This window comes from Streptomyces sp. NPDC029526 (genome assembly GCF_040637405.1).
Taxonomy (GTDB): Bacteria; Actinomycetota; Actinomycetes; order Streptomycetales; family Streptomycetaceae; genus Streptomyces.
Map to the genome: position 1 here is coordinate 29,832 of NZ_JBEZWE010000023.1, position 21,306 is coordinate 51,137.

The 21,306-nt window shown below is 74.7% G+C and carries 13 protein-coding genes; 6 read left to right on the forward strand and 7 right to left on the reverse strand.

All coding sequences use genetic code 11. The features are described 5' to 3' along the window. Positions 1-65: 65 nt before the first annotated feature. The 6 genes from AB0F01_RS28920 to AB0F01_RS28945 all read left to right on the forward strand — a co-directional run bounded on the left by AB0F01_RS28920 (position 66) and on the right by AB0F01_RS28945 (position 10,168). Complete coding sequence (locus AB0F01_RS28920; RefSeq protein WP_362101644.1) at positions 66-3,467, forward strand: SCO5717 family growth-regulating ATPase; 3,402 nt, start codon at positions 66-68, stop codon at positions 3,465-3,467. 633 nt (positions 3,468-4,100) lie between these two features. Further along, positions 4,101-6,008, forward strand: a complete 1,908-nt coding sequence (locus AB0F01_RS28925; RefSeq protein WP_362101646.1) for an ABC transporter substrate-binding protein — start codon at positions 4,101-4,103, stop codon at positions 6,006-6,008. A gap of 17 nt (positions 6,009-6,025) precedes the next feature. Beyond that, on the forward strand, positions 6,026-7,108 hold the full coding sequence (locus tag AB0F01_RS28930) for an ABC transporter permease (RefSeq protein ID WP_362101649.1): 1,083 nt from the start codon (positions 6,026-6,028) through the stop codon (positions 7,106-7,108). Continuing rightward, a complete protein-coding gene (locus AB0F01_RS28935; RefSeq protein WP_362101652.1) occupies positions 7,105-8,130 on the forward strand; it encodes an ABC transporter permease in 1,026 nt (341 codons plus the stop codon). Before AB0F01_RS28930 ends, AB0F01_RS28935 begins: the two co-directional genes overlap by 4 nt. Beyond that, on the forward strand, positions 8,127-9,134 hold the full coding sequence (locus AB0F01_RS28940; protein ID WP_362101655.1) for an ABC transporter ATP-binding protein: 1,008 nt from the start codon (positions 8,127-8,129) through the stop codon (positions 9,132-9,134). The genes AB0F01_RS28935 and AB0F01_RS28940 overlap by 4 nt, the downstream gene beginning before the upstream one ends. After that, on the forward strand, positions 9,131-10,168 hold the full coding sequence (locus tag AB0F01_RS28945; RefSeq protein WP_362101658.1) for an ABC transporter ATP-binding protein: 1,038 nt from the start codon (positions 9,131-9,133) through the stop codon (positions 10,166-10,168). The genes AB0F01_RS28940 and AB0F01_RS28945 overlap by 4 nt, the downstream gene beginning before the upstream one ends. A gap of 260 nt (positions 10,169-10,428) precedes the next feature. Here AB0F01_RS28945 and AB0F01_RS28950 read toward each other — a convergent pair whose 3' ends face one another. The 7 genes from AB0F01_RS28950 to AB0F01_RS28980 form a co-directional block, all read right to left on the reverse strand. Beyond that, on the reverse strand, positions 10,429-11,385 hold the full coding sequence (locus tag AB0F01_RS28950) for a bifunctional riboflavin kinase/FAD synthetase (protein WP_362101661.1): 957 nt from the start codon (positions 11,383-11,385) through the stop codon (positions 10,429-10,431). A gap of 234 nt (positions 11,386-11,619) precedes the next feature. Then, a complete protein-coding gene (locus AB0F01_RS28955) occupies positions 11,620-15,201 on the reverse strand; it encodes a trypsin-like peptidase domain-containing protein (protein WP_362101733.1) in 3,582 nt (1,193 codons plus the stop codon). A gap of 678 nt (positions 15,202-15,879) precedes the next feature. Beyond that, positions 15,880-16,785 (reverse strand): tRNA pseudouridine(55) synthase TruB, encoded by a 906-nt coding sequence (gene truB / locus AB0F01_RS28960; RefSeq protein WP_362101665.1) that lies wholly within the window; start codon positions 16,783-16,785, stop codon positions 15,880-15,882. Continuing rightward, positions 16,782-17,231, reverse strand: coding sequence for a 30S ribosome-binding factor RbfA (gene rbfA / locus AB0F01_RS28965; RefSeq protein ID WP_362101668.1), 450 nt, complete (start codon positions 17,229-17,231; stop codon positions 16,782-16,784). The genes truB and rbfA overlap by 4 nt, the downstream gene beginning before the upstream one ends. A gap of 61 nt (positions 17,232-17,292) precedes the next feature. Continuing rightward, a complete protein-coding gene (locus AB0F01_RS28970) occupies positions 17,293-17,589 on the reverse strand; it encodes a DUF503 domain-containing protein (RefSeq protein WP_362101735.1) in 297 nt (98 codons plus the stop codon). 197 nt (positions 17,590-17,786) lie between these two features. Next, the gene (gene infB / locus AB0F01_RS28975) at positions 17,787-20,819 is read right to left on the reverse strand and encodes a translation initiation factor IF-2 (protein ID WP_362101671.1); all 3,033 of its coding nucleotides are present in this window, start codon (positions 20,817-20,819) and stop codon (positions 17,787-17,789) included. Positions 20,820-20,983: 164 nt separating this feature from the next. Next, positions 20,984-21,265, reverse strand: a complete 282-nt coding sequence (locus AB0F01_RS28980) for a YlxR family protein (RefSeq protein WP_362101673.1) — start codon at positions 21,263-21,265, stop codon at positions 20,984-20,986. Between the last annotated feature and the right edge of the window lie 41 nt (positions 21,266-21,306).

The following is a 21,306-nucleotide window of genomic DNA, read 5'->3' on the forward strand; positions in this document are numbered from 1 at the left end:
TTCGGACGACGAGCAGGGGCGCCCCCGGCACGGCCTGAGGGTGCGCCACCACACCAGGAGGAACTGTGAACAGCGATCGGGACGGGAACCGCGGGGGCTGGGCGACACCCGGCGATGACCAGCCCGACGCGGAGTCCGTCGAGGCGACGGGCGAGTTCACCATCGACTACGCACCACCGGCCTGGTACACGCAGAACGCCTCCGGTGGCGGTGCGGCGGGCCCACCCCCGACGGGTTCCGGCGCGGTGCCCAGGCTGCCGGCGGGCAGCGGCTTCGAGCCCCAGCAGCCCGAACCGCCCCGCGCGCGGGACGAGGGGACGGCGGACGACGCGGGCCGGGTGACCGGCCCGGCCGCCCAAGCCGGGGTACCGCCCGCCCCGGTCGGCAGCGACGGCTACACGCCGGACTCCGGCAACGGTGACCTGGAGAGCGGCGCCACGATGCGCTTCTCCGCCGCCGCCCTGAAGCAGGAGTTCGCACGGCGTGACGCCGCCGCGGAGGCGGAGGCCCGGTCCCAGGGGGCGGCACGCCCCGAGGAGGGCGGCACGGGTCCCGCATCGACGGCCGGAGCGACAACTGGAGCGACGGCCGGTTCGGCAGCCGGTTCGGAGGCCGCCGGGCCGTCGGCGGGACAGCCGGTCACGGGCGGGCCCACCGGCGGGCAGCACGGCGACGGGACCGCCGCGCCCGGCGAACAGCACAGCGACGGGACCACCGTGTCCGGCGGCGCGCCGGAGGATGACGGCGGCGCCCGGAGCACCACGGCCGACGACGCCTCCGGCGCCGAGGCCGGCCGCGACACCGGATCCGGTCCGGACTCCGGCGACACCGCTGCCGGTACCGAAGGCCAGGGTGGAGACACCACTGCCGGCGCCGAGGGCCAGGGTGACGGCGTCCCCGCGGACGAGAACGCGGACGCGGACGTGGACGAGGACGAGGACGGTGCGGTGCCGTCAGCACCGGCAGCCGCAGCGGCAGCCGGTGTGCGACCCCCCGTCGGCCCGGACTCGGATGCCGGGACCAGGGCCGGGCAGCAGGAGGGCGAGGACGCTCGACCGGCGTCCGCCGACACCGGAGAGGTGGCAGCGGACACCCGGTACAGGACCGAGGGGACGGACGGCTCCCGCGCGGAGGCGGAGTCCACCGACGGCTCCACGCCGCCGGCGGGCGAAGCGGTGGCACCCGACGGCGCGACCGCCCCGCCCGCGGCCCCGCCCGCCGAGGCGCACGGTGCCCACGCGCCGCAGGACGCCGCTCCGGCCACCGCCGACATGGCTCCGCCCGCGTGGGCTCCTCCCCCGCCCTCGCAGAACGTCCCACCGCTGCCCCCCGCCTACCCCGCGGCGCCCGCACCCGCGAGCCAGTGGCCGGCCCAGCCCCACGGGGCACCGCAGCCCCCGGCCCCGGAGACACCGGGGCAGGAGGCACCGGTGTCCCCGGCACCGGCGCCCCAGCCGGAGGGCACCACCCCGGCTCCGCCCGCGCCGCAGCCGGGTGTTGCCGCCCAGCAGCCGCCCGCGTTCCAGCCGCAGGCCCCGCAGTCCGCCCCGGCCGCCTGGCAGACGCCGGCCGCGCCGGTGCCGCCGCAGCAGGGGCCCGACCAGACCGGGCGACCCGACCAGGCCGCCCCGCAGCCGGGGTACGGGTTCCCGCAGGCCGCTGCCCCCGGCCCCGGCACACCCGCGGGCTACGGCTTCCCGCACACCCAGCCTCAGGCGGGTCCGGCGCCCACTCCCCCGGCCCAGCCGGGCGGTTACGGCTTCCCGCAGCAGCCCCCGGCGCAGCCCGCCCAGCCCGCGCAGCAGGGACCGGGAGGGCCCGGGGCCCACGGGCAGTCGCAGCACCCGGGCGTTCCGCCGCAGGCACTTCAGCCGGACCAGCCGGGGCACCCGGGGCAGCCGCCGGTCGACCCCCGGGTCGGGGCCGCCTGGCCGCAGCCCGTGCAGCACGACCAGCGGCAGCCGACCAACCCCGGTGCGGCACCGCTCGGTTACACCGCGGCCGTGGAGCTGTCCTCGGACCGCCTGCTCAACAGCAAGAGGCAGAAGGCGAAGAGCACCCGCCCCGCGACCGGCGGCTCGCGCTTCAAGCTGGGCGGCAAGAAGGAGGAGGCGGAGCGGCAGCGCAAACTGGAGCTGATCCGCACGCCGGTGCTCTCCTGCTACCGCATCGCCGTCATCAGCCTGAAGGGCGGCGTCGGCAAGACGACCACGACGACCGCGCTCGGCTCCACCCTCGCCAGCGAGCGGCAGGACAAGATCCTCGCCATCGACGCCAACCCGGACGCGGGCACGCTCGGCCGCCGCGTGCGGCGGGAGACCGGGGCGACGATCCGCGACCTGGTCCAGGCGATCCCGTACCTCAACTCGTACATGGACATCCGGAGGTTCACCTCCCAGGCGTCCTCCGGCCTGGAGATCATCGCCAACGACGTGGATCCCGCGGTGTCCACGACGTTCAACGACGAGGACTACCGGCGCGCGATCGACGTGCTGGGCCGGCAGTACCCGATCATCCTCACCGACTCCGGCACGGGTCTGCTGTACAGCGCGATGCGCGGGGTGCTCGACCTCGCCGACCAGCTCATCATCATCTCCACGCCGTCGGTGGACGGGGCGTCCAGCGCCAGTACGACGCTGGACTGGCTGTCGGCCCACGGGTACGCGGAGCTGGTCTCCCGGTCCCTGACGGTCATCTCCGGGGTCCGCGAGACCGGGAAGATGATCAAGGTCGACGACATCGTGTCCCACTTCAGGACGCGCTGCCGCGGGGTGGTGGTCGTGCCGTTCGACGAGCACCTGGCCGCCGGTGCGGAGGTCGACCTGGACATGATGCGGCCGAAGGTGCGGGAGGCGTACTTCAACCTGGCGGCCCTGGTGGCCGAGGACTTCGTCCGGCACCAGCAGGCGCACGGCCTGTGGACCTCCGACGGCAACCCGCCCCCGGTCGCCGCCCCGCCGCTCCCGGGCCAGCCCGTGCCGGGGCAGCCCGTGCCGGGACAACCTGTGCCGGGGCAGCCCGTGCCGGGGCAGGGCACCCCCGGGCAGGGCGTGCCGGGCATGCCGTACCCGGGCGGACCGCAGGTTCCCGGCCCGCAGCAGCCGCCCGCCGGCGGACACCACATGCCCGGCCAGCCCCAGGGCCCCGGCCAGCCCCAGGGCCCGGGCCCGTACCCGCAGCAGCCGTACGGAGGGCCCCCCGCCCAGCCGCACCCGCAGGCACCGCCGTACGCCCACCCGGCAGCGCCGGGCCATCCGCAGGCCCAGCCTCCCCACGGGCACCCGGGGCAGCCCGGGCAGCCGCCGGTCCCGCCACACGCCGCCCACCCGCAGCCCCCGGCACCGGGCGGGGCGCCGGACCAGTCCTACCCCCTGGCCCAGCCGCAGCCACCGGCACAGCCCCAGCCCCCGGCCGCCCCGCCGGAGGCGCAGCCCCAGCAAAACGGGACCCCGCCGCCCCAGCAGTAGGGGCGACCCGGCGGTACGGGAGGCGGCAGCATCCGGCCGCCTCCCGTGCCGCAGGACAGCGCCGCCGCACCGGCTCCCTGCCCCGCCCTTCCTCCGATCGGCCCCTCCTCCGAGGGGCCGATCGCCGTTTCAGCCCCTCCGAGGGGCCGATCCCCGTTTCGGCCGCGTCCACCACGCGCACGGCCCGCCGACCGGCGCCCCCCTGCGATCCGGCCCACCTCGTCGGCAGAGCCCCTGTCCCACACCCGTCCGGAACGTGCGGAACAGACCGTCGCGCCCCCAAGACCGGACCACCGCGCACCGGCACAGGCCGGCCACACCCCCGCACCGGCCACCGTGTACGCGCCCCCTCCCCCGCCACCTCAGTCCCCTCGCCGCCCGCCCCAGTCCCCTCACCACCCGCCCCCGGCCATGACACCGCCCAAAGGCCGGATCCGGCCGCCAGCCCCTGGCCTGGGGCGCTTCAGTGGTCTCCGCCAATGGGCGAGAAATGCTCGTCAATTCGTTATTTCCGCAGGCCACATGGGGTGCACGCGCCGTTGACGGTGGCGGAGGGCGCTGATAGACACACTCATCACCCACCTGATCAACCCGTCCTTCCCGTGCGAGCGATGACGCGAGGTCAGCCCTCTTATGGACACGAACGATCAGTACGGCGGGCCCCCCGGCGGGCGGCGCCCCTCCCCCCACCCCCGGCCCCGGCGCGGGGCGCTCCACGGCGGTCCGCTGCGTGTCGTCGCGGTGGCCGGTGCCGCAGCGCTGACGCTGACCGCCGGGCTGGTGACACCGCTGAACCCGGCGCCCCAGCGGGCCGAGGCGGCCGACGACGGCAAGAAGGTGCTCACCGTCGCGGTGGCGCAGAGCGTCGACTCGCTCAGTCCGTTCCTCGCCGTGCGGCTGCTCAGTACGAGCATCCACCGGCTCACGTACGAGTACCTGACCAACTACGACCCGGAGGACAACCACGTCGTCCCCGGGCTGGCCACGAAGTGGGAGTCGTCGCCGGACAAGCTGACCTGGACGTACACCATCCGGTCGGACTCGACGTGGTCCGACGGGAAGCGGGCCACGGCCGAGGACGCGGCCTGGACGTTCAACACGATGATGACCGACGAGGGGGCGGCCACCGCCAACGGCAGCTTCGTCGCCAACTTCGAGGAGGTCACCGCGCCCAGCCCGACCGAACTGGTCATCCGGCTGAAGAAGCCGCAGGCCACGATGACGGCGCTGGACGTGCCGATCGTGCCCAAGCACGTGTGGGAGAAGGTCGACGACTACGCGAAGTTCAACAACGACCAGGACTTCCCCCTCGTCGGCAACGGGCCGTTCGTCCTGACCGACTACAAGGCCGACAGCTACGTGCGGCTGAAGCCCAACAAGGACTTCTGGCGCGGGGCGCCGAAGTTCGACGAGCTGGTCTTCCGGTACTACAAGGACCAGGACGCGGCCGTGTCGGCGCTGCGCAAGGGCGAGGTGTCGTTCGTCGCCGGGTCTCCGTCGCTGACGCCCGCGCAGGCGGAGTCGCTCGCGAAGGAGAAGAACATCCGGGTCAACGACGCGCCCGGGCGCCGTTTCTACGCCCTCGCCACGAACCCGGGCGCGAAGGCGAGGAACGGCGAGAAGATGGGCGACGGCCATCCCTCGCTGCTCGACCAGCGGGTGCGCAACGCGCTGTTCATGGCGGTGGACCGCGAGGCGATCATCGACAAGGTGTTCCAGGGGCACGCCGTGGAGGGGGCGGGTTACATACCCCCGCGCTTCTCGCAGTACTTCTGGGAGCCGTCGGCCGGGCAGGAGCTGGCGTACGACCCGGCGAAGGCGGCGGCGCTCCTCGACGAGGCGGGGTACCGGGAGAACGCCGACGGCAGGCGGGTCGGCAAGGACGGCGAGCCGATCACGTACCGGGTGCTGTGCCACGCCACCGACCCGAACGACAAGGCCATCGGCAAGTACCTCCAGGAGTGGTGGGGCGACCTCGGCATCGGGGTGCGGCTCAACTGCCTGGACAACGTGACCGATCCGTGGCTGGCGGGCGAGTACGACCTGGCCTTCGACGGCTGGTCGGTCAACCCCGACCCGGACTTCGTCCTGTCCATCCACACCTGTGCCGCGCTGCCCGCGACGCCGAAGGACACCGGCGCCACCGACAACTTCATCTGCGACGAGAAGTACGACGAGCTGTACGCGCGCCAGCTCGCCGAGTACGACCCGGCCGCACGTGCCGGTCTGGTGAAGCAGATGCAGTCCCGGCTGTACGACCTCGGGTACATGAACGTCATGGCGTACCCGAACGCCGTGGAGGCGTACCGCACGGACCACATCGAGTCGATCACCACGATGCCGGCGAAGGCGGGCAACATCTACGGCCAGGACGGCTACTGGAGCTGGTGGTCCGCGGTGCCGGCGGCCTCGGACGACTCGGGCGGCGGCTCCTCGTCGGTCGGTGTGGTCCTCGGGATCGTCGCGGGGGCCGTGGTCCTCGCGGGGCTGGGCGCGTTCCTGGCGCTGCGGCGGCGGGCGACCGCCGACGACCGTGAGTAGGCGGCGGGCGGGCGCCCATGACCGCTGACGCGGCATCCGCGCCCGTGGGGGGTGTGCCGGCCGCCGGTCCGGTGAAGGGGGACGGACCGGCGGCCGGCCGCGGCGGCCCGCGGGCCCGCACCACGACCGGCTACCTGCGGTACGTGGCGGGCAAGCTGGCCGGCGCCGCCGTGTCGCTGTTCGCCGTCCTCGTCACGAGCTTCTTCCTCTTCCGGCTGATCCCGGGCGACCCGGTGAAGTTCATGACCGGCGGACGTCAGGTGTCGGCGGAGCAACTGGACGCCTACCGCCGTGAGTTCGGGCTGGACCTGCCGATGTGGCAGCAGTTCACCGACTACTGCGGCAAGGCCCTCACCGGCGACCTGGGAACGTCGTACCAGTTCCGGGCCCCGGTGATCGACAAGATCACCGAGGCGTTGCCGAACACCCTGCTGCTGACCGGGACCGCCTTCGTCCTCTACACGGCGCTGGGCGTCCTGCTCGGCACGCGGGCGGCGTGGCGCAAAGGGCGGCTCGGCGACCGGTTCCACACCGGTCTGGCGCTCGTCCTGTACTCCGTGCCGTCGTTCTGGCTCGGCCTGCTGCTGATCGTCACGCTGTCGGTGGGCGTCGGCCCGGTCCCGGGCCTGTTCCCGACCGGCGGCATGGAGTCGGGCGGCGAGGAGGGCCTCGCGTACGTACTGGACGTGGCCCACCACCTGGTGCTGCCGGTGCTGACGCTGGTGGCGGTGGAGTACGGGCAGACGCTGCTGGTGACGCGGTCCGCGCTGCTGGACGAGATGGGGAGCGACTACCTGACGACCGCGCGGGCCAAGGGACTGCGTGACGACCTGGTGCGCCGTCGCCACGCCGTGCCCAACGCGCTGCTGCCGACGGTGACGCTCGTGTTCATCAACCTCGGGCGGACCGTGGCGGGCGTGATCCTGGTGGAGACGGTCTTCTCCTGGCCCGGTCTCGGCGGGCTGTTCTACCAGGCGCTGAGCGTGCCCGATCTGCCGTTGGTGCAGGGCCTGTTCTTCGTGTTCGCGGCCGCGGTGATCCTGATGAACACGCTGGCCGACCTGATCTATCCGCTGCTCGACCCCCGGGTGGGCCGATGACGACCGACCACGACGGCACGACCGACACGCCGGCGCCGGGCTCCGGCACCCCGGCCGGGGGCCCGCCGCCCGCCTCCCCGCCGCCCGGCTCCCCGCCGGCTGACTCCCCGCCGGCTCCGGTGCCGGTGAAGGCGTCCGCGCGCACCCTGGCCGGGCAGCGGCGGCGTGCCTCGGTGGCCCGCTTCTGGCGGCAGTACCGCACCCACCGGTCGGGCGTGGCCGGACTGGCCGCGCTGCTGCTGGCCGGGGTGCTGGCGCTCGCCGCACCCCTGCTGGTCGGGTCCGACGTCGACCAGGTGACGGACGCCCCCGGCGAGGCCCTGGAGAGCCCGAGTGCCGCGTTCCCGTTCGGCACCGACCGGTTCGGGCGGAACCTGCTCGGCCTGGTGATCCAGGGCGCGCGGGTGTCGCTGCTGGTGGGGCTGCTCGCGGCCGTGCTGTCGGTGGCCATCGGCACGCTGATCGGGGTGACCGCGGGACACTTCCGCGGCTGGTACGCGACGGTGACGATGCGGATCACCGACTGGTTCCTGGTGATGCCGACCCTGGTGCTGGCGATCGCCCTGGCCAGTGTGATGCCCCGTTCGCTGGTCACCATCGTGGTGGCGATCGGGGTGACCACGTGGCCGACCACGGCCCGGCTGGTGCGCGCCCAGACGCTCGCGGTGGAGACCCGGCCCTACATCGAGCGGGCGCGGGCGCTGGGCGGCGGGCACTGGCACGTCATGAGCCGCCACGTGCTGCCCAACGTGATGCCGCTGGTGCTCGCCCAGACGACCCTGATCATCTCGTCCGCGATCCTGGCCGAGGCGACCCTGGCCTTCCTCGGACTCGGCGACCCCACGGTGGTGTCGTGGGGCGGCCTGCTCCAGGACGCCCGGGAGGCGGGCGCGGTCAGCTCCGGCCACTGGTGGTACCTGGTGCCACCGGGCCTGGCCATCGCCTCGGTGGCCCTGGCGTTCACGCTGTGCGGGCGGGCCGTGGAGTCCGTCCTCAACCCCAGGCTGGGGGTGTCCCGTTGAGTCTGCTGGAGGTCAGGGACCTGGCCGTGACCTATCCGGGCGGGGCGACCGCCGTGCGCGGAGTCGACCTGCGGCTGGAGGCGGGCCGGAAACTGGGCATCGCCGGGGAGTCCGGCTGCGGCAAGTCCACGCTGGCGCTGGCCCTGCTGCGGCTGCTGCCCCCGGGGACGCACACCGCCGGACAGGTGCTGCTGGACGGCGAGGACGTGCTGGCCATGAAGTGGGGCCGGGTCCGGGCGGTCCGCTGGGCCGGCGCCTCGATCGTGTTCCAGGGCGCGATGCACTCCCTGAACCCCGTGCACCGCGTGGGCGACCAGATCGCCGAGCCCCTGCTGCTGCACCGCCGGGCGACCCCGGCCGAAGCGCGGCGCAGGGCCGGGGAGTTGCTGGAACAGGTGGGGCTCCCGGCGGCACGGGCGGCGGCCCATCCGCACGAGCTGTCCGGCGGGCAGCGGCAGCGCGTGATGATCGCCATGGCGCTGGCCTGCGATCCGCGGCTGATCATCGCGGACGAGCCGACCACCGCGCTCGACGTGATGATCCAGGCGCAGATCCTGCGTCTGATCGAACGGCTGGTCGCCGACCAGGACGTCGGCCTGATCATGATCAGCCATGACCTGGCGGTGCTGGCCGACACCTGCGACCGGCTGGCGGTGATGTACGCGGGCCGGGTCGTCGAGGAGGGCCCGGCCGACGCGGTCCACCGTGCCGCCGTCCACCCGTACGCCCGGGCGCTGTCGGCGGCGTTCCCCCGCATCGGCGACCCGGCTTCGCGCTTCGCGCCGCGCGGCCTCGCCGGGGATCCCCCGGACCCGTCGGCGCTGCCGTCCGGCTGCGCGTTCCATCCGCGGTGTCCGGTCGCGCTGGAGTCCTGCGCGGTGGACGACCAGCCGCTGCGCGGGGTCGACGCGGACCGGCGGGCCGCCTGCGTACGGGTCGGTGAGGACACGACGGCCGCCGCCGCGGCGGTCCCCCTTCGGAAGGCGAGGCCCGGCACCCCATGACCACCTCCCCCACCCCGGCTCCCGCTGCCCCGCTGCTGAGTGCCCGGGGGGTGCGGGTCGCCTTCCCCGGGCGGCGCGGAGCGCCGGGCGCCCGTGCCGTGGACGGTGTCGACCTCGACATCCGCGCCGGTGAGATCGTCGCCCTGGTCGGCGAGTCGGGCTGCGGCAAGACGACGCTGGCCCGCGCGCTGCTGGGCCTGGTGCGGCCCACCGGCGGCCGGGTCACGTTCGACGGCGAGCCGCTGGACCACTCCGGCCGCGCCCTCAAGGCGTACCGCCGACGCGTGCAGTTGGTGCTGCAGGACCCCAGCGGCTCACTCAACCCCCGGCACACGGTGTACGACGCGGTCGCCGAGGGGCTGCGCATCCACGGCCACGGCGGTGACGAGCGGGCGACGGTGGCGCGCGCACTGTCCCGGGCCGGACTGCGGCCTCCCGAGCGGTTCTTCCTGCGCTACCCGCACGAGTTGTCGGGCGGACAGCGGCAGCGGGTGGTGATCGCGGGCGCACTGGTGCTGGAGCCCGAACTCCTCGTCGCCGACGAGCCGGTGGCCTCCCTGGACGCCTCGGTGCGCGGGGAGATCCTGGCGCTGCTGCTGCGGCTGCGCACCGAACTGGGCCTGTCCGCACTGGTGGTGACGCACGATCTGGGCCTGGCGTGGAACATCGCCGACCGGGTGGCGGTGATGTACCTGGGCCGGATCGTGGAGAGCGGGGCGGTGGAGCAGGTGCTGACCGCCCCCCGCCATCCGTACACCCGGGCCCTGCTGTCGGTGCTGCCGGAGGCGCCGGGCGAGCCGGTGGTGCTCACCGGTGAACCGCCGGATCCGTCCCGCATCCCGGGCGGCTGCCGCTTCCACGCCCGCTGCCAGGTCCTCGCGGCCGGGGAGGCGGACCGGGCCGGCGTCGCACAGGCGTGCCGGACCGTGGACCCGGCGGTCCTGGACGGCGGCGACACGGCCCAGGTCGCCTGCCACTGGGCCCACGCGACCGGCGTGCGGGGGACGGAGGACGACACCGCCGCGGAGCACTGAGGCCGGAGGGCCGGGGGCGCCGGGAACGGAGCGGGCGCCTGGGTCGGAGCGGGCGCCGGGAACGCGGCAGATACCGGGGGCGGTCCGGGCTCCGGGGACGGTCCGGACTCCGGGCCCGGAGGATACGTACCGGGACGCGGCACGCACCGGCGACGGCCCGGGCGCCGCGGGCAGGACGCAGGCGCCTGCGAGAGGCCTCACCCCGGGGCCGGCGCTCCCGGGACCGGCGGGTGCCGGTCGTCGGGCCGCTTCGCGCCCCGCTACGGGCGCTGCTCGGCCGCCGCGACCAGTTCGCGGCAGCGCTGCACGTCCCGGCCCATCTGCTCCACCAGGGCGTCGAGCGTGTCGAACGTGGCCTGGCCGCGCACGAAGGCCAGGAAGTCCACGGCGACGTGCAGGCCGTAGAGATCGAGGCCGACGCGGTCGATGGCGTACGCCTCCACGGTGCGCTCGGTGCCGTCGAACTGCGGGTTGGTGCCCACCGAGATGGCGGCCGGCATGGCCTCCCCCTGGGCGTGCAGCCAGCCGGCGTACACGCCGTCGGCGGGGATGGCGGTGTGCGGGAGGGTCTCGACGTTGGCCGTCGGGAACCCCATCTCGCGCCCGCGCTGGGCGCCGCGGACGACGACGCCCTCCACGCGGTGCGGACGGCCCAGGATCTCGGCGGCGCCCTCGACGTCGCCCTCGGCGATCAGGCGCCGGGTGAGGGTGGACGAGAAGGGCTCGCCGCCGCCCGCCTCACCGGACACGAACAGGTCGACGACCTCGACCTCGAAGTCGTGGAGCTTGCCCTGCTCGGCGAGGAAGTCCACGGTGCCCGCGGCCTTGTGCCCGAAGCGGAAGTTGGGGCCCTCGACGACCGCTTTGGCGTGCAGCCTGTCCACCAGCACCTTCGCCACGAAGTCGGCCGGGGAGAGCTTGGAGAACTCGCTGGTGAACGGCAGGATCAGGACCGCGTCCACGCCCAGCTCCGCCATGAGTTCCGCGCGCCGGTGGTGGGGGGCGAGCAGCGGCGGGTGACTGCCGGGGCGGACGACCTCGCTGGGGTGCGGGTCGAAGGTGACGACGACGGCCGGGACGCCCAGGTCGCGGGCCCGGTCCACGGCGTGCCGGATGATCAGCTGGTGCCCGCGGTGCACTCCGTCGTAGGAGCCGATGGTGACGACGCTGCGCCCCCAGTCCTGGGGGATGTCCTCCAAGCCACGCCAGCGCTGCACTGTGCCTGCTCCTTGTCGAAACCTTGTCGAGCCGAGTCCGTGGACGTCGCGTGGACTTCTTTCCGCGCAGGTCTAAGGGTGCCATGCCGCCCCGCCGGGACGCGCAGCGGCATGGTCGCAGGGGACCGCTCGCCCGGCCGCCGGGCCCGCCCGTCGTGAGCCGGCGCCGGCCCTGCCCGGATCCCCCGGTCAGCCCGCCCGGATCGTCGGGGCGGCCGGCTCCGCCCGGCCGGTTCACACCGGAACGCGCGCCCCCACCACGTCCTCGACGGTCCGGCGGGCACCGGTACCGACGAGGGGCGCCCAGACGCCCGGGGCGTCCGCCAGCCAGCCGGCCAGCGCCGCGGCGAAGCCCGGGACGTGGCGGGCCAGGTCGGCCAGGGCCCGGTCGAGGCGGGCGGCGCCGTCCGCGGTGCGGGTGAGCAGAAGTCCCGTGCGGTGGACGAGGTCGCGCAGGTCCGGGCCGGTGGTGCGGGCGGCGGCGTGCAGGACCGCGGTCAGGACGTCGGGGTCCTGCACGCGGGCGAGCAGGGTGTCCAGCAGGACGCGGCGCGGTGGCCGGGAGGCGGGTGTGCCGGGGTCGGCGAGGAGACCGGCGAGGGCCGCCCGCAGCGGGGCGGGGCCGCCGTCGAGCAGACCGGCGAGCAGCCGGAACAGGACGTCCAGGGCGGCGGGTCCTCCGTTCAGGCGCCGCTCGGCGTACCCGGCGATGTGCCCGGCGAGTTCCGGATGCCGTCGGACGGCGTCCCGCAGCAGCGCGGCGACCCGGCCGGCCAGGCCCGGGGTGGTGGCGTCGCCGAGGACGCGGAGGGTCTCGGCGGCGTCCGCCCGCGTGAGCCGTTCCCCGAAGGCGGCGAGGACCGGCCCGGGGTGGGTGACCAGGGCGCCGGTCAGGGCGTCCGGCGGGAGTTGCGGGTCCCCGGCCGCGAAGTGTTCCAGGGCGCGGGCCAGGTGCTGGTCCCGGCTGCTCGGGTCGCGGACCAGCAGGGCGAGGGCGCCGCCGTGCGGGGCGGTGTCGTCGGTCCGGTCGAGCAGGGCCAGGGCGGCCTGCCGCAGCAGGGCGCGGTCGGCGCCGTTCCGGACGTAGGGGACGACGCGCAGCCCGTGGGTCACGGCCGCGGCCCGGCGCGCGGGCCGCCCGTCGTGCGCCCACCGGTGGACGGCCCGGCAGACGGCGCCGGGTTCCTCCTCGGCGAGGACGGCCAGCAGTTGTCCGGCCCGGCGGTGCGCGCTGTCGGCGAGCGCCTCGGTGAGGGCGTCGGGGGCGCGGTCGCGGTGGGTGTGCAGCAGGACCTGTGCGGCCGTGGCCACGGTCGCGTGCGGGGTGGCGGGCAGTGGCCGCTCGTCGTCGAACCAGCGGACGAGCTGCGGGATGACCTCGACGGGGTCGGCGGTGAGCAGCCGGGCGGCGGCGTCGAGGAAGCGCGGGCCGGTCTCGCACGGCGGGCCGTCGGCGGGGACGAGCCGTCGCAGCAGGGCGAAGCGGGTGTCGGGCGGCAGCGGGACGGTGCTCCAGAAGTCCGGGCCGAGGTCCGCGGGCACCGGCCGGCGCTGCTCCCGCCAGGCGGCCACGCGGTGGGCCAGCAGGCCGAGGACCGCCGTGTAGGGCGTGGCGTCGGGCACCCGGGTGAGGGTGGCGGAGAGCAGCCGGGCGGCCCACCAGGAGGACGGGTCGGCGTCCAGGGCGTGCACCAGGTCGGCGAGCCGGGAGGCGAGCGGGACGGTGCCGCCGCGACGTCCGAGGCGCAGCAGGGCCTCCACGACGGGGCCGGCCCGGTGGTGCGGGACGGGGACGCGGTCCGGGTCGCCGGCCGGGCGGGGGGCGTGGACCAGGGCGCGCAGGGCTTCGTCCAGGTCGAGGTGGACGCCCTGGATCCAGTCGGCGAACTCCTCGTGGGCAAAGCGGTATCCGGCCCCCGCGGGCACCAGGACGCCCTCGGTGAGCACGGCGGTGGCCCAGCCGGTGCCCCCGCCGAGGTGGGCGGGGGCGGGGCCCCAGGGGAACAGTTCCTCGAACGCGGTCCGCTCCAGCTCTCCCTGGCCCGGCCCGAGGCTGCGTCGTGCGGCTTCGTGCAGCTGTCCGGCGACGCGGGCGGCGAGGCGGCGGACGGCGGTGCCGCGCAGGCCGTTCCCGGCGGCGAGGCGGACCGCGACGCGCAGGCACATCAGGTCCAGGTGGGCGGAGAAGAGGTCGTCGCGGTCGACGGGCACGCCGGGTGTGCCGCCGAGCGCGTCCCGGATCTCCGACAGCAGCCGGAGGGCGAGGGGATGCCGGGCTTCGGAACCGGTGAGGAGGTCGTCGGGCAGACCGTGGTGGGCGCGGGCGCGCCGGGCCTCCTCGGCCGACAGGTCACCGAGGGGCACGTGGGCGGGGGCCGGGTCGGCGCGGTCCGCCGCGTCCCGTGCCGCGTGCAGCAGGCCGGCGGGGAAGCGGGGCGCGGCGTCGTCCCAGAACTCCGGGCGGCAGGCGACCACCAGGCGGATGCCCGTCGTCCGCAGCCAGCGCGCGGTGCCGTCGGTCCACGCGGCGAGGCGGTGGGCGAGGACGGGGGGCATCTCCTCGGGACCGTCGAGGAGGACGGTCAGGGGTCGTCCGGCGGCGCGGGCCAGGGCGGCGAGGTGCTCGGGCCCGGTGTCGCCGAGGCCGTCCGGGCCGGCCGGCAGGGGGCTGCGGGAGGCGGCCACGATGCGGGCGGCCCGGCCCAGGGCGCGGCGGGCAGCGTCGGCGAGGGAGGTGTCGTCCTGGTGGAGGTCGGCACCGCGCAGCCAGAGCGTGGGCCGGCCGTCCCGGTGGCGGCGGGCGGCGTACGCGGCGAGTTCGGTGGTGCGGCCGCTGCCGGGCGGGCCGACGAGGCCGAGCACGGTCGCCGAGCCCTGCTCGAACGCGGTGAACTCCGCTGTCACGCCCGCCCGTTCGACGCGGGGCAGGCCGCCGCGCGCGGCGGTGTCCCCGGTGAGGACGCCCGGGGGGCCGTCCTGTGCGACGGAGGTGGCGGTGAGGTGCAGGACCCCGGCGACGTTCAGGTCGGCGCCGTAGGCGGGGACCGTGGTGGCGTTCCGGGCCAGGAGGGCGGCGAGCGGGCCGTCGGCCCGGCGGGTACCGGCGGCGGTGCCGTCCGACCGGCCGGGGGCGTCCTCCGCGGCGGTGGGGGCCGGTGAGCGCAGGGGGACGGCGAAGCCGGTGTCGCGGTGCGGGGAGCGCAGCGCGGTACCGAGCACCCCGAGCACGGCGCCGGTCCGGGCGTCGAGCACGGGCCCGCCGGCCGCTCCGCCGCCGAGCCGCAGGGCGTCCCGTCCCGCGGTGCCGATGGCCAGTTCGAGGGCGTCGTCGAGGCGGTGGGAGCGGTCGGTGGCGGTGTACGTGACGGTCGTGGCGCCCAGGACGCGGGCCTCGCGCCAGCAGCCTGCGGCGAGCGTCACGTAGGTGCCGCTGTCGATCCGGTCGCGGGCGGTGACGGGCAGCGGGTCGAGGCCGAGTCCGTCGGTGCGGACCAGGGCGAGGTCGAGGGCGGGCAGCGGGGTGACGGCGTCGGCGTCGACCACGCAGTGCCGGTCGTCCGGGGCCCGCAGGACGAGGCGGGGCAGTCCGTCGACGGCCTCGTGACTGGTGATCACCGTGCCGTGGTGGTCCGCGAGGAAGCCGGTGCCGCGCGGCCGGCCGGCGAGGTCGTGGACCCGTACCAGCAGGTCCTCCGGGGCCGGCGGCCCGACGGGGGTCTCCCCGGCGTCCGGGGCGGGGTCCTGAGCGTGTTCCTGAGCGCCGTCCGGACCGTGGGGGGCGTCGGGATCGCGGGGGATCCGGTGGCGCGACGTCATCGATGTCATCGCCGAACCTCCCCGCCGTACTGCCTTACCACCGTGCCTGTGTTCTGGACAGTAGGCCACGATGATCAGCGGGAAACGCCCTGCGGCGAACGCGCCCCCTTCCGCTCCCCCGGTTCACTCCGAGCGCCTGCACGTACGGGTGAACAAAGGATGCCTGGTGGATACACCCTAGGGGTGGGGGAACCGAGGGGGACCGTGGAGCGGCGGCAGGGCAGGTCCGTGACGCCGCTCCACGGACGGGCCGGCCGCGCCGACCGCCTGGGAAGGGCGCGTACCGGCATGGCGGCGCCCGACGGACGGGCGCGTCGAGGAGACGAGTCGGCGCATCGGCGCATCGGCGCATCGGCGCATCGGCAGGACGACACATCGGCAGAGCCCTCAGCGGCAACGTGACGGACCGCATCGGCGGAGCCCTCGGCGGCAGCGCGACGGACCGCTCGGCCGGACCATCGTCCCCAGGGCGACACACCGCATCGGCGCCGGGGCGCCTGAGGGCCGACGGTCCGGTGGTCCGGTCCCCCCGCGGGCGGGCGAGCAGACCGGCGGCCGGGGGGAGCAGAAAGGCGGGCAGGCGGGCGGGCAGCCGTGTATGCCCGTCCCCAGCCGGGCGGGCGAGCGGGCAGGCCCGTGATCCCGCCCCCGCCCCGGACGGGTGCCGCGGGCCGTCCGTCAGGCGAAGACGGCCAGGCTCTTGGCCTTGCCCCGGTGTTCCTCGACCAGGGCGAGCAGGCCGCCCTCCGGGCCGAAGACGGCCACCGGACCGGTGCCCGCGTACATCTCGGGCATCTCCAGCCGCACCCCGTTGGTGAGCAGCCGGGCGTGCCGGGCGTCGACGTCCCAGCGGGGGAACGCGGCCGCCGCCGCCTCGGCGATCGGCATGACGGTGAGGTCCTGCTGCAACTGATCCAGGGTCCGCGCCGTGTCGAGCCGGTAGGGGCCGACGCGGGTGCGGCGCAGCGCGGTGAGGTGTCCGCCGACCCCGAGTCCGGCGCCCAGGTCGCGGGCGAGGGCCCGGATGTAGGTGCCGGAGGAGCAGACGACGGAGACGACCAGGTCGAGCACCGGGGTGCCGTCCTCGGCGACGGCGTCCCGCACGTCGTACAGGTCGAACGAGGAGACGGTGACCGGGCGGGCCGGGATGTCGAAGTCCTCGCCCTCGCGGGCCCGCTTGTACGACCGCACGCCGTTGATCTTGATGGCGCTGACCTTCGACGGGACCTGCATGATGTCGCCGGTCAGTGCGGCGATACCGGCGTCGAGGGCCTCGCGGGTGACCTTCGAGGCGTCGGTGGAGGAGGTGATGTCCCCCTCGGCGTCGTCGGTGACCGTGTCCTGCCCGAGCCGGACGGTGCCGAGGTACTCCTTCTCCGTCAGCGCGAGGTGGCCGAGCAGCTTGGTGGCCTTCTCGACGCCGAGGACGAGGACGCCCGTCGCCATCGGGTCGAGGGTGCCGGCGTGACCGACCCGGCGGGTGCGCGCGATGCCCCGCATCTTGGCGACCACGTCGTGCGAAGTGAAGCCCGACGGCTTGTCGACGATGACAAGGCCGTCGGGCGTGGGGGGCTTCTGCGTCATTCGGCGGTGTCGTCCGTCTCGTCCTCGTCCGGCTTGCGGTACGGGTCGGCCCCGCCGGCGTACGTGGCGCCCGCGGACGCCTCGCGCACCTTGGCGTCGGACTGGCGCGCCTTGTCGAGGAGGTCCTCGATGTTGCGTGCCGTGTCCGGGAGGGCGTCCATGACGAAGGTCAGCGTCGGCGTGAACTTCACGCCCGCCGCCCGGCCCACCTCGGAGCGCAGCACGCCCTTGGCGCTCTCCAGGCCCGCCGCGGCGGCCTTGCGCTCCTCCTCGTCCCCGTACACCGTGTAGAAGACGGTCGCCTCCCGCAGGTCACCCGTGACCCGGGTGTCCGTGATGGTGACGTGCGTGCCGAGCCGCGGGTCCTTGATCCCGCGCTGCAGCTTCTGGGCCACCACCTCTCGGATGAGGTCCGCCAGCCTTTTCGCCCGCGCGTTGTCGGCCACTGGTCCGTCTCCCGTTCTTTCCTGATCTCGTTCTCGACAGCCTGGTCGTCGTCAGTCGTCGTCAGTCGTCGTCTTCGCCGTGGAAGCGCCGCCTGACGGACAGCAGCTCCACTTCCGGATGCCCGGCGACCAGCCGCTCGCACCGGTCCAGCACGTCGGTGATGTGCCCCGCGTCGCCGGAGACCACCGCGAGGCCGATGAGCGCCCTGCGGTGAAGGTCCAGATGATCCACCTCCGCCGCGCTCACCGCGTACTTGCGCTGGAGTTCGGCGACGATCGGGCGGACGACGGAGCGCTTCTCCTTCAGCGACCGTACGTCGCCGAGGAGGAGGTCGAAGGACAGCGTCCCCACATACATGTGCAACCGGTTCACCCGCCGGCACGGGATCGATGGCCCCGCCATCCAGTGGGCGGGGACATCACGAACGGTACAACGAAGCGGGCCGCGTGATCGACGGATATTGCGCCCCGCGGCTCCCGGCCGGGCCGGGACCGGGCACGCGCCGGCCGACGGGACATGGAGCGTCCCGTCGGCCGGCGCGTGGACCGTGGCGGTTACGCCCGCGGCTTCTCGCGCATCTCGTACGTCGCGATGACGTCGTCGACCTTGATGTCGTTGAAGTTCCCGAGGTTGATACCGCCCTCGAAGCCTTCGCGGATCTCGGTGACGTCGTCCTTGAAGCGACGCAGTCCCTCGATGGTGAGGTTCTCCGCGACCACCTTGCCGTCGCGGATGAGGCGCGCCTTGGTGTTGCGCTTGACCTCGCCGGAGCGGATGAGGACACCCGCGATGTTGCCCAGCTTGGACGACTTGAAGACCTCGCGGATCTCCGCCGTACCGAGCTCGACCTCTTCGTACTCCGGCTTGAGCATGCCCTTGAGGGCCGCCTCGATCTCCTCGATCGCCTGGTAGATGACCGAGTAGTACCGGACGTCCACACCCTCGCGCTCGGCCATCTGCTGTGCCCGCCCGGCGGCGCGCACGTTGAAGCCGATCACGATGGCGTCGGAGCCCATCGCCAGGTCGATGTCGGACTCCGTGACCGCACCGACGCCGCGGTGCAGGACGCGGATGTCGACCTCTTCGCCGACGTCCAGCTGGAGCAGCGAGGACTCGAGTGCCTCGACCGATCCGGACGCGTCACCCTTGATGATCAGGTTCAGCTGCTGGACCTCGCCGGCCTTGAGCACCTTGTCCAGGTCCTCCAGCGACACGCGGCGCGTGCGCTTGGCGAACGCGGCGTTGCGCTCACGGGCGGCGCGCTTCTCGGCGATCTGACGGGCCGTACGGTCCTCGTCCACGACGATGAAGTTGTCGCCCGCACCCGGGACGTTGGTCAGGCCCAGGACCTGGACCGGCGTCGACGGGCCCGCCTCGGAGACGTTGTTGCCGTTGTCGTCGAGCATGGCGCGCACGCGGCCGTAGGCGTCGCCCACCACCATCGTCTCGCCGACCCGCAGCGTTCCGCGCTGCACGAGGACGGTCGCCACCGCACCGCGGCCACGGTCGAGCCGGGACTCGATCGAGATGCCCTGCGCGTCCTGCTTCGGGTTGGCCCGCAGGTCGAGCGAGGCGTCGGCGGTGAGGACGACGGCCTCCAGGAGGCTGTCGATGTGCAGACCCTGCTTGGCGGAGATGTCGACGAACATGGTGTCGCCGCCGTACTCCTCGGCCACCAGGCCGTACTCGGTCAGCTGACCGCGCACCTTGGTCGGGTCGGCGCCCTCGACGTCGATCTTGTTGACCGCGACGACGATCGGGACCTCGGCCGCCTTGGCGTGGTTGAGCGCCTCGACCGTCTGCGGCATGACGCCGTCGTTGGCCGCGACGACCAGGATCGCGATGTCGGTCGACTTGGCACCGCGGGCACGCATGGCGGTGAACGCCTCGTGACCCGGGGTGTCGATGAAGGTGATCTTGCGATCCTCTTCGTTGACCTCGGTCGTGACCTGGTAGGCACCGATGTGCTGGGTGATGCCGCCCGCCTCGCCGGAGGCGACGTTGGTCTTGCGGATGGCGTCGAGCAGACGGGTCTTTCCGTGGTCGACGTGACCCATGACGGTGACGACCGGCGGACGGACCACCAGGTCCTCCTCGTCGCCCTCGTCCTCGCCGAACTCCAGGTCGAAGGACTCGAGCAGCTCGCGGTCCTCCTCCTCCGGGCTGACGATCTGAACGGTGTAGTTCATCTCGTCCGCGAGGAGCTGGAGCGTCTCGTCGGAAACGGACTGGGTCGCGGTGACCATCTCGCCGAGGTTCATCATGACCGCGACGAGCGACGCCGGGTTGGCGTTGATCTTCTCCGCGAAGTCGGTGAGCGAGGCACCGCGCGACAGGCGAATGGCTTCGCCGTTGCCGCGAGGCAGCATCACACCGCCGACCGACGGGGCCTGCATGGCCTCGTACTCCTGGCGCCTCTGCCGCTTCGACTTGCGGCCGCGACGCGCGGGACCGCCGGGACGGCCGAAGGCGCCCTGCGTGCCACCGCGGCCACCGGGACCACCGGGACGGCCGCCGAAGCCGGGACGGCCACCGCCGCCACCGAAGCCGCCACCGGGACGGCCGGCGAAACCGCCGCCACCACCGGGACGGCCGGCACCGCCGCCGCCACCGGGACGCCCGGCGAAGCCGGGACGGCCGCCGCCGCCACCGCCGCCGGGACGACCCGCACCGCCCGGACCGCGGCCGCCGGGGCCGGGACGCGGGCCGGCAGCGGGACGCTGCGGCATCATGCCGGGGTTGGGACGCGGACCGCCGGGACGGGGAGCCCCGCCCTGCGGACGCGGCATCGAGCCCGGGGTCGGGCGCTGCCCGCCCGGAGCCTGCGGACGCGGACCGCCGCCCTGGGCACCGGGTGCCTGGGGACGGGGACCGCCGCCGGGGGCACCGGGGCCGCCGGGACGCTGTCCCTGGGGACGCGGCGCCTGCGGACGGGCCATGCCGGTGGAGCCACCCGAGGTGAACGGGTTGTTGCCGGGACGCGGACCGGCCGGGCGGGCGCCCGGACGGGGACCGCCGGGACGCTGTCCCTGACCGGCCGGACGGCCCTGACCTTGGCCCTGGCCCTGACCGGCGGGACGACCGCCGGGCTTGGGGGCACCGGGACGCGCGCCGCCGGGCTTCGGCCCGGACGGGGCGGCCGGCGACGCGGGCGGGGCCTGGAACTCCGGCGCGGCCGGGGCCGGACGCGGCGCGGGGCGCGGGCCCGGCGTCGGACGCGGACCCGGGGTCGCCGGCGAGGGCGCCGACGGTGCCGGGGACTGGGACGCGGCCGGCTTGGGCGCGGCCGGCGGCTTCGGGGCAGCCGGACGCTCCCCCGGCGCCTTGGCGGCGCGGGGGCCTGCGGCCTGTGCCGGAGAGGGTGCCGCGGGCCTGGGGGCCGCCTTGCGGGGCGCTCCCGGCTTCGCCGCGGACTTGCCATTGCCGCCGCCGCCCTGGAAGGCGTCGGTCAGCTTGCGTACTACGGGCGCTTCGATGGTCGAAGACGCCGAACGGACGAATTCACCGAGTTCCTGGAGCTTGGCCATGACGACCTTGCTCTCCACACCGAACTCCTTGGCGAGTTCGTAGACCCGGACCTTAGCCACTTCGCTCCTTTGAGGTCCGGGTTGCGTCCGGACCGTCGCTAGTTCATGGGCGTACTCATCGCGTACTCATCGAGTGCTCATCGCAATCTCGACCTGCTTTCGACTCGCGAGGTACCAGACCGCACGGGGGGTTCCGTACGGCATGTCTTCCTGTCGGGCTGCTGTCAGCAACCCTGTGCCTGCTCGACGTAGTGGCGCAACGCCTTTACGTCGAGCGGTCCCGGGACGCGGAACGCCCGCGGGAACGCCCTGCGGCGCACCGCCTGGTCCAGACAGAGCGGGACGGGGTGTACGTAAGCACCCCGGCCGGGCAGCGTACCGCGAGGATCGGGGACGCAGGCGCCCTCGACCGCCACGATCCGCAGCAGCTCGTTCTTGACCGCTCGCTCCCGGCACCCCACGCAGGTGCGTTCGGGGCATGCACGGGTAGGTGTCCGGCCAGACACAGCTCAGTCTACCTCCCCGAAGCGACCTCACCCCTTCGGGG

Bases quoted from the DNA above. Each gene is read 5' to 3' on its own strand.
- AB0F01_RS28925 (WP_362101646.1), top strand. From the start codon at position 4,101: ATGGACACGAACGATCAGTACGGCGGGCCCCCCGGCGGGCGGCGCCCC.
- AB0F01_RS28930 (WP_362101649.1), top strand. From the start codon at position 6,026: ATGACCGCTGACGCGGCATCCGCGCCCGTGGGGGGTGTGCCGGCCGCC.
- AB0F01_RS28935 (WP_362101652.1), top strand. From the start codon at position 7,105: ATGACGACCGACCACGACGGCACGACCGACACGCCGGCGCCGGGCTCC.
- AB0F01_RS28945 (WP_362101658.1), top strand. From the start codon at position 9,131: ATGACCACCTCCCCCACCCCGGCTCCCGCTGCCCCGCTGCTGAGTGCC.
- AB0F01_RS28955 (WP_362101733.1), bottom strand. From the start codon at position 15,201: ATGACGTCGCGCCACCGGATCCCCCGCGATCCCGACGCCCCCCACGGT.
- truB (WP_362101665.1), bottom strand. From the start codon at position 16,785: ATGACGCAGAAGCCCCCCACGCCCGACGGCCTTGTCATCGTCGACAAG.
- AB0F01_RS28970 (WP_362101735.1), bottom strand. From the start codon at position 17,589: ATGTATGTGGGGACGCTGTCCTTCGACCTCCTCCTCGGCGACGTACGG.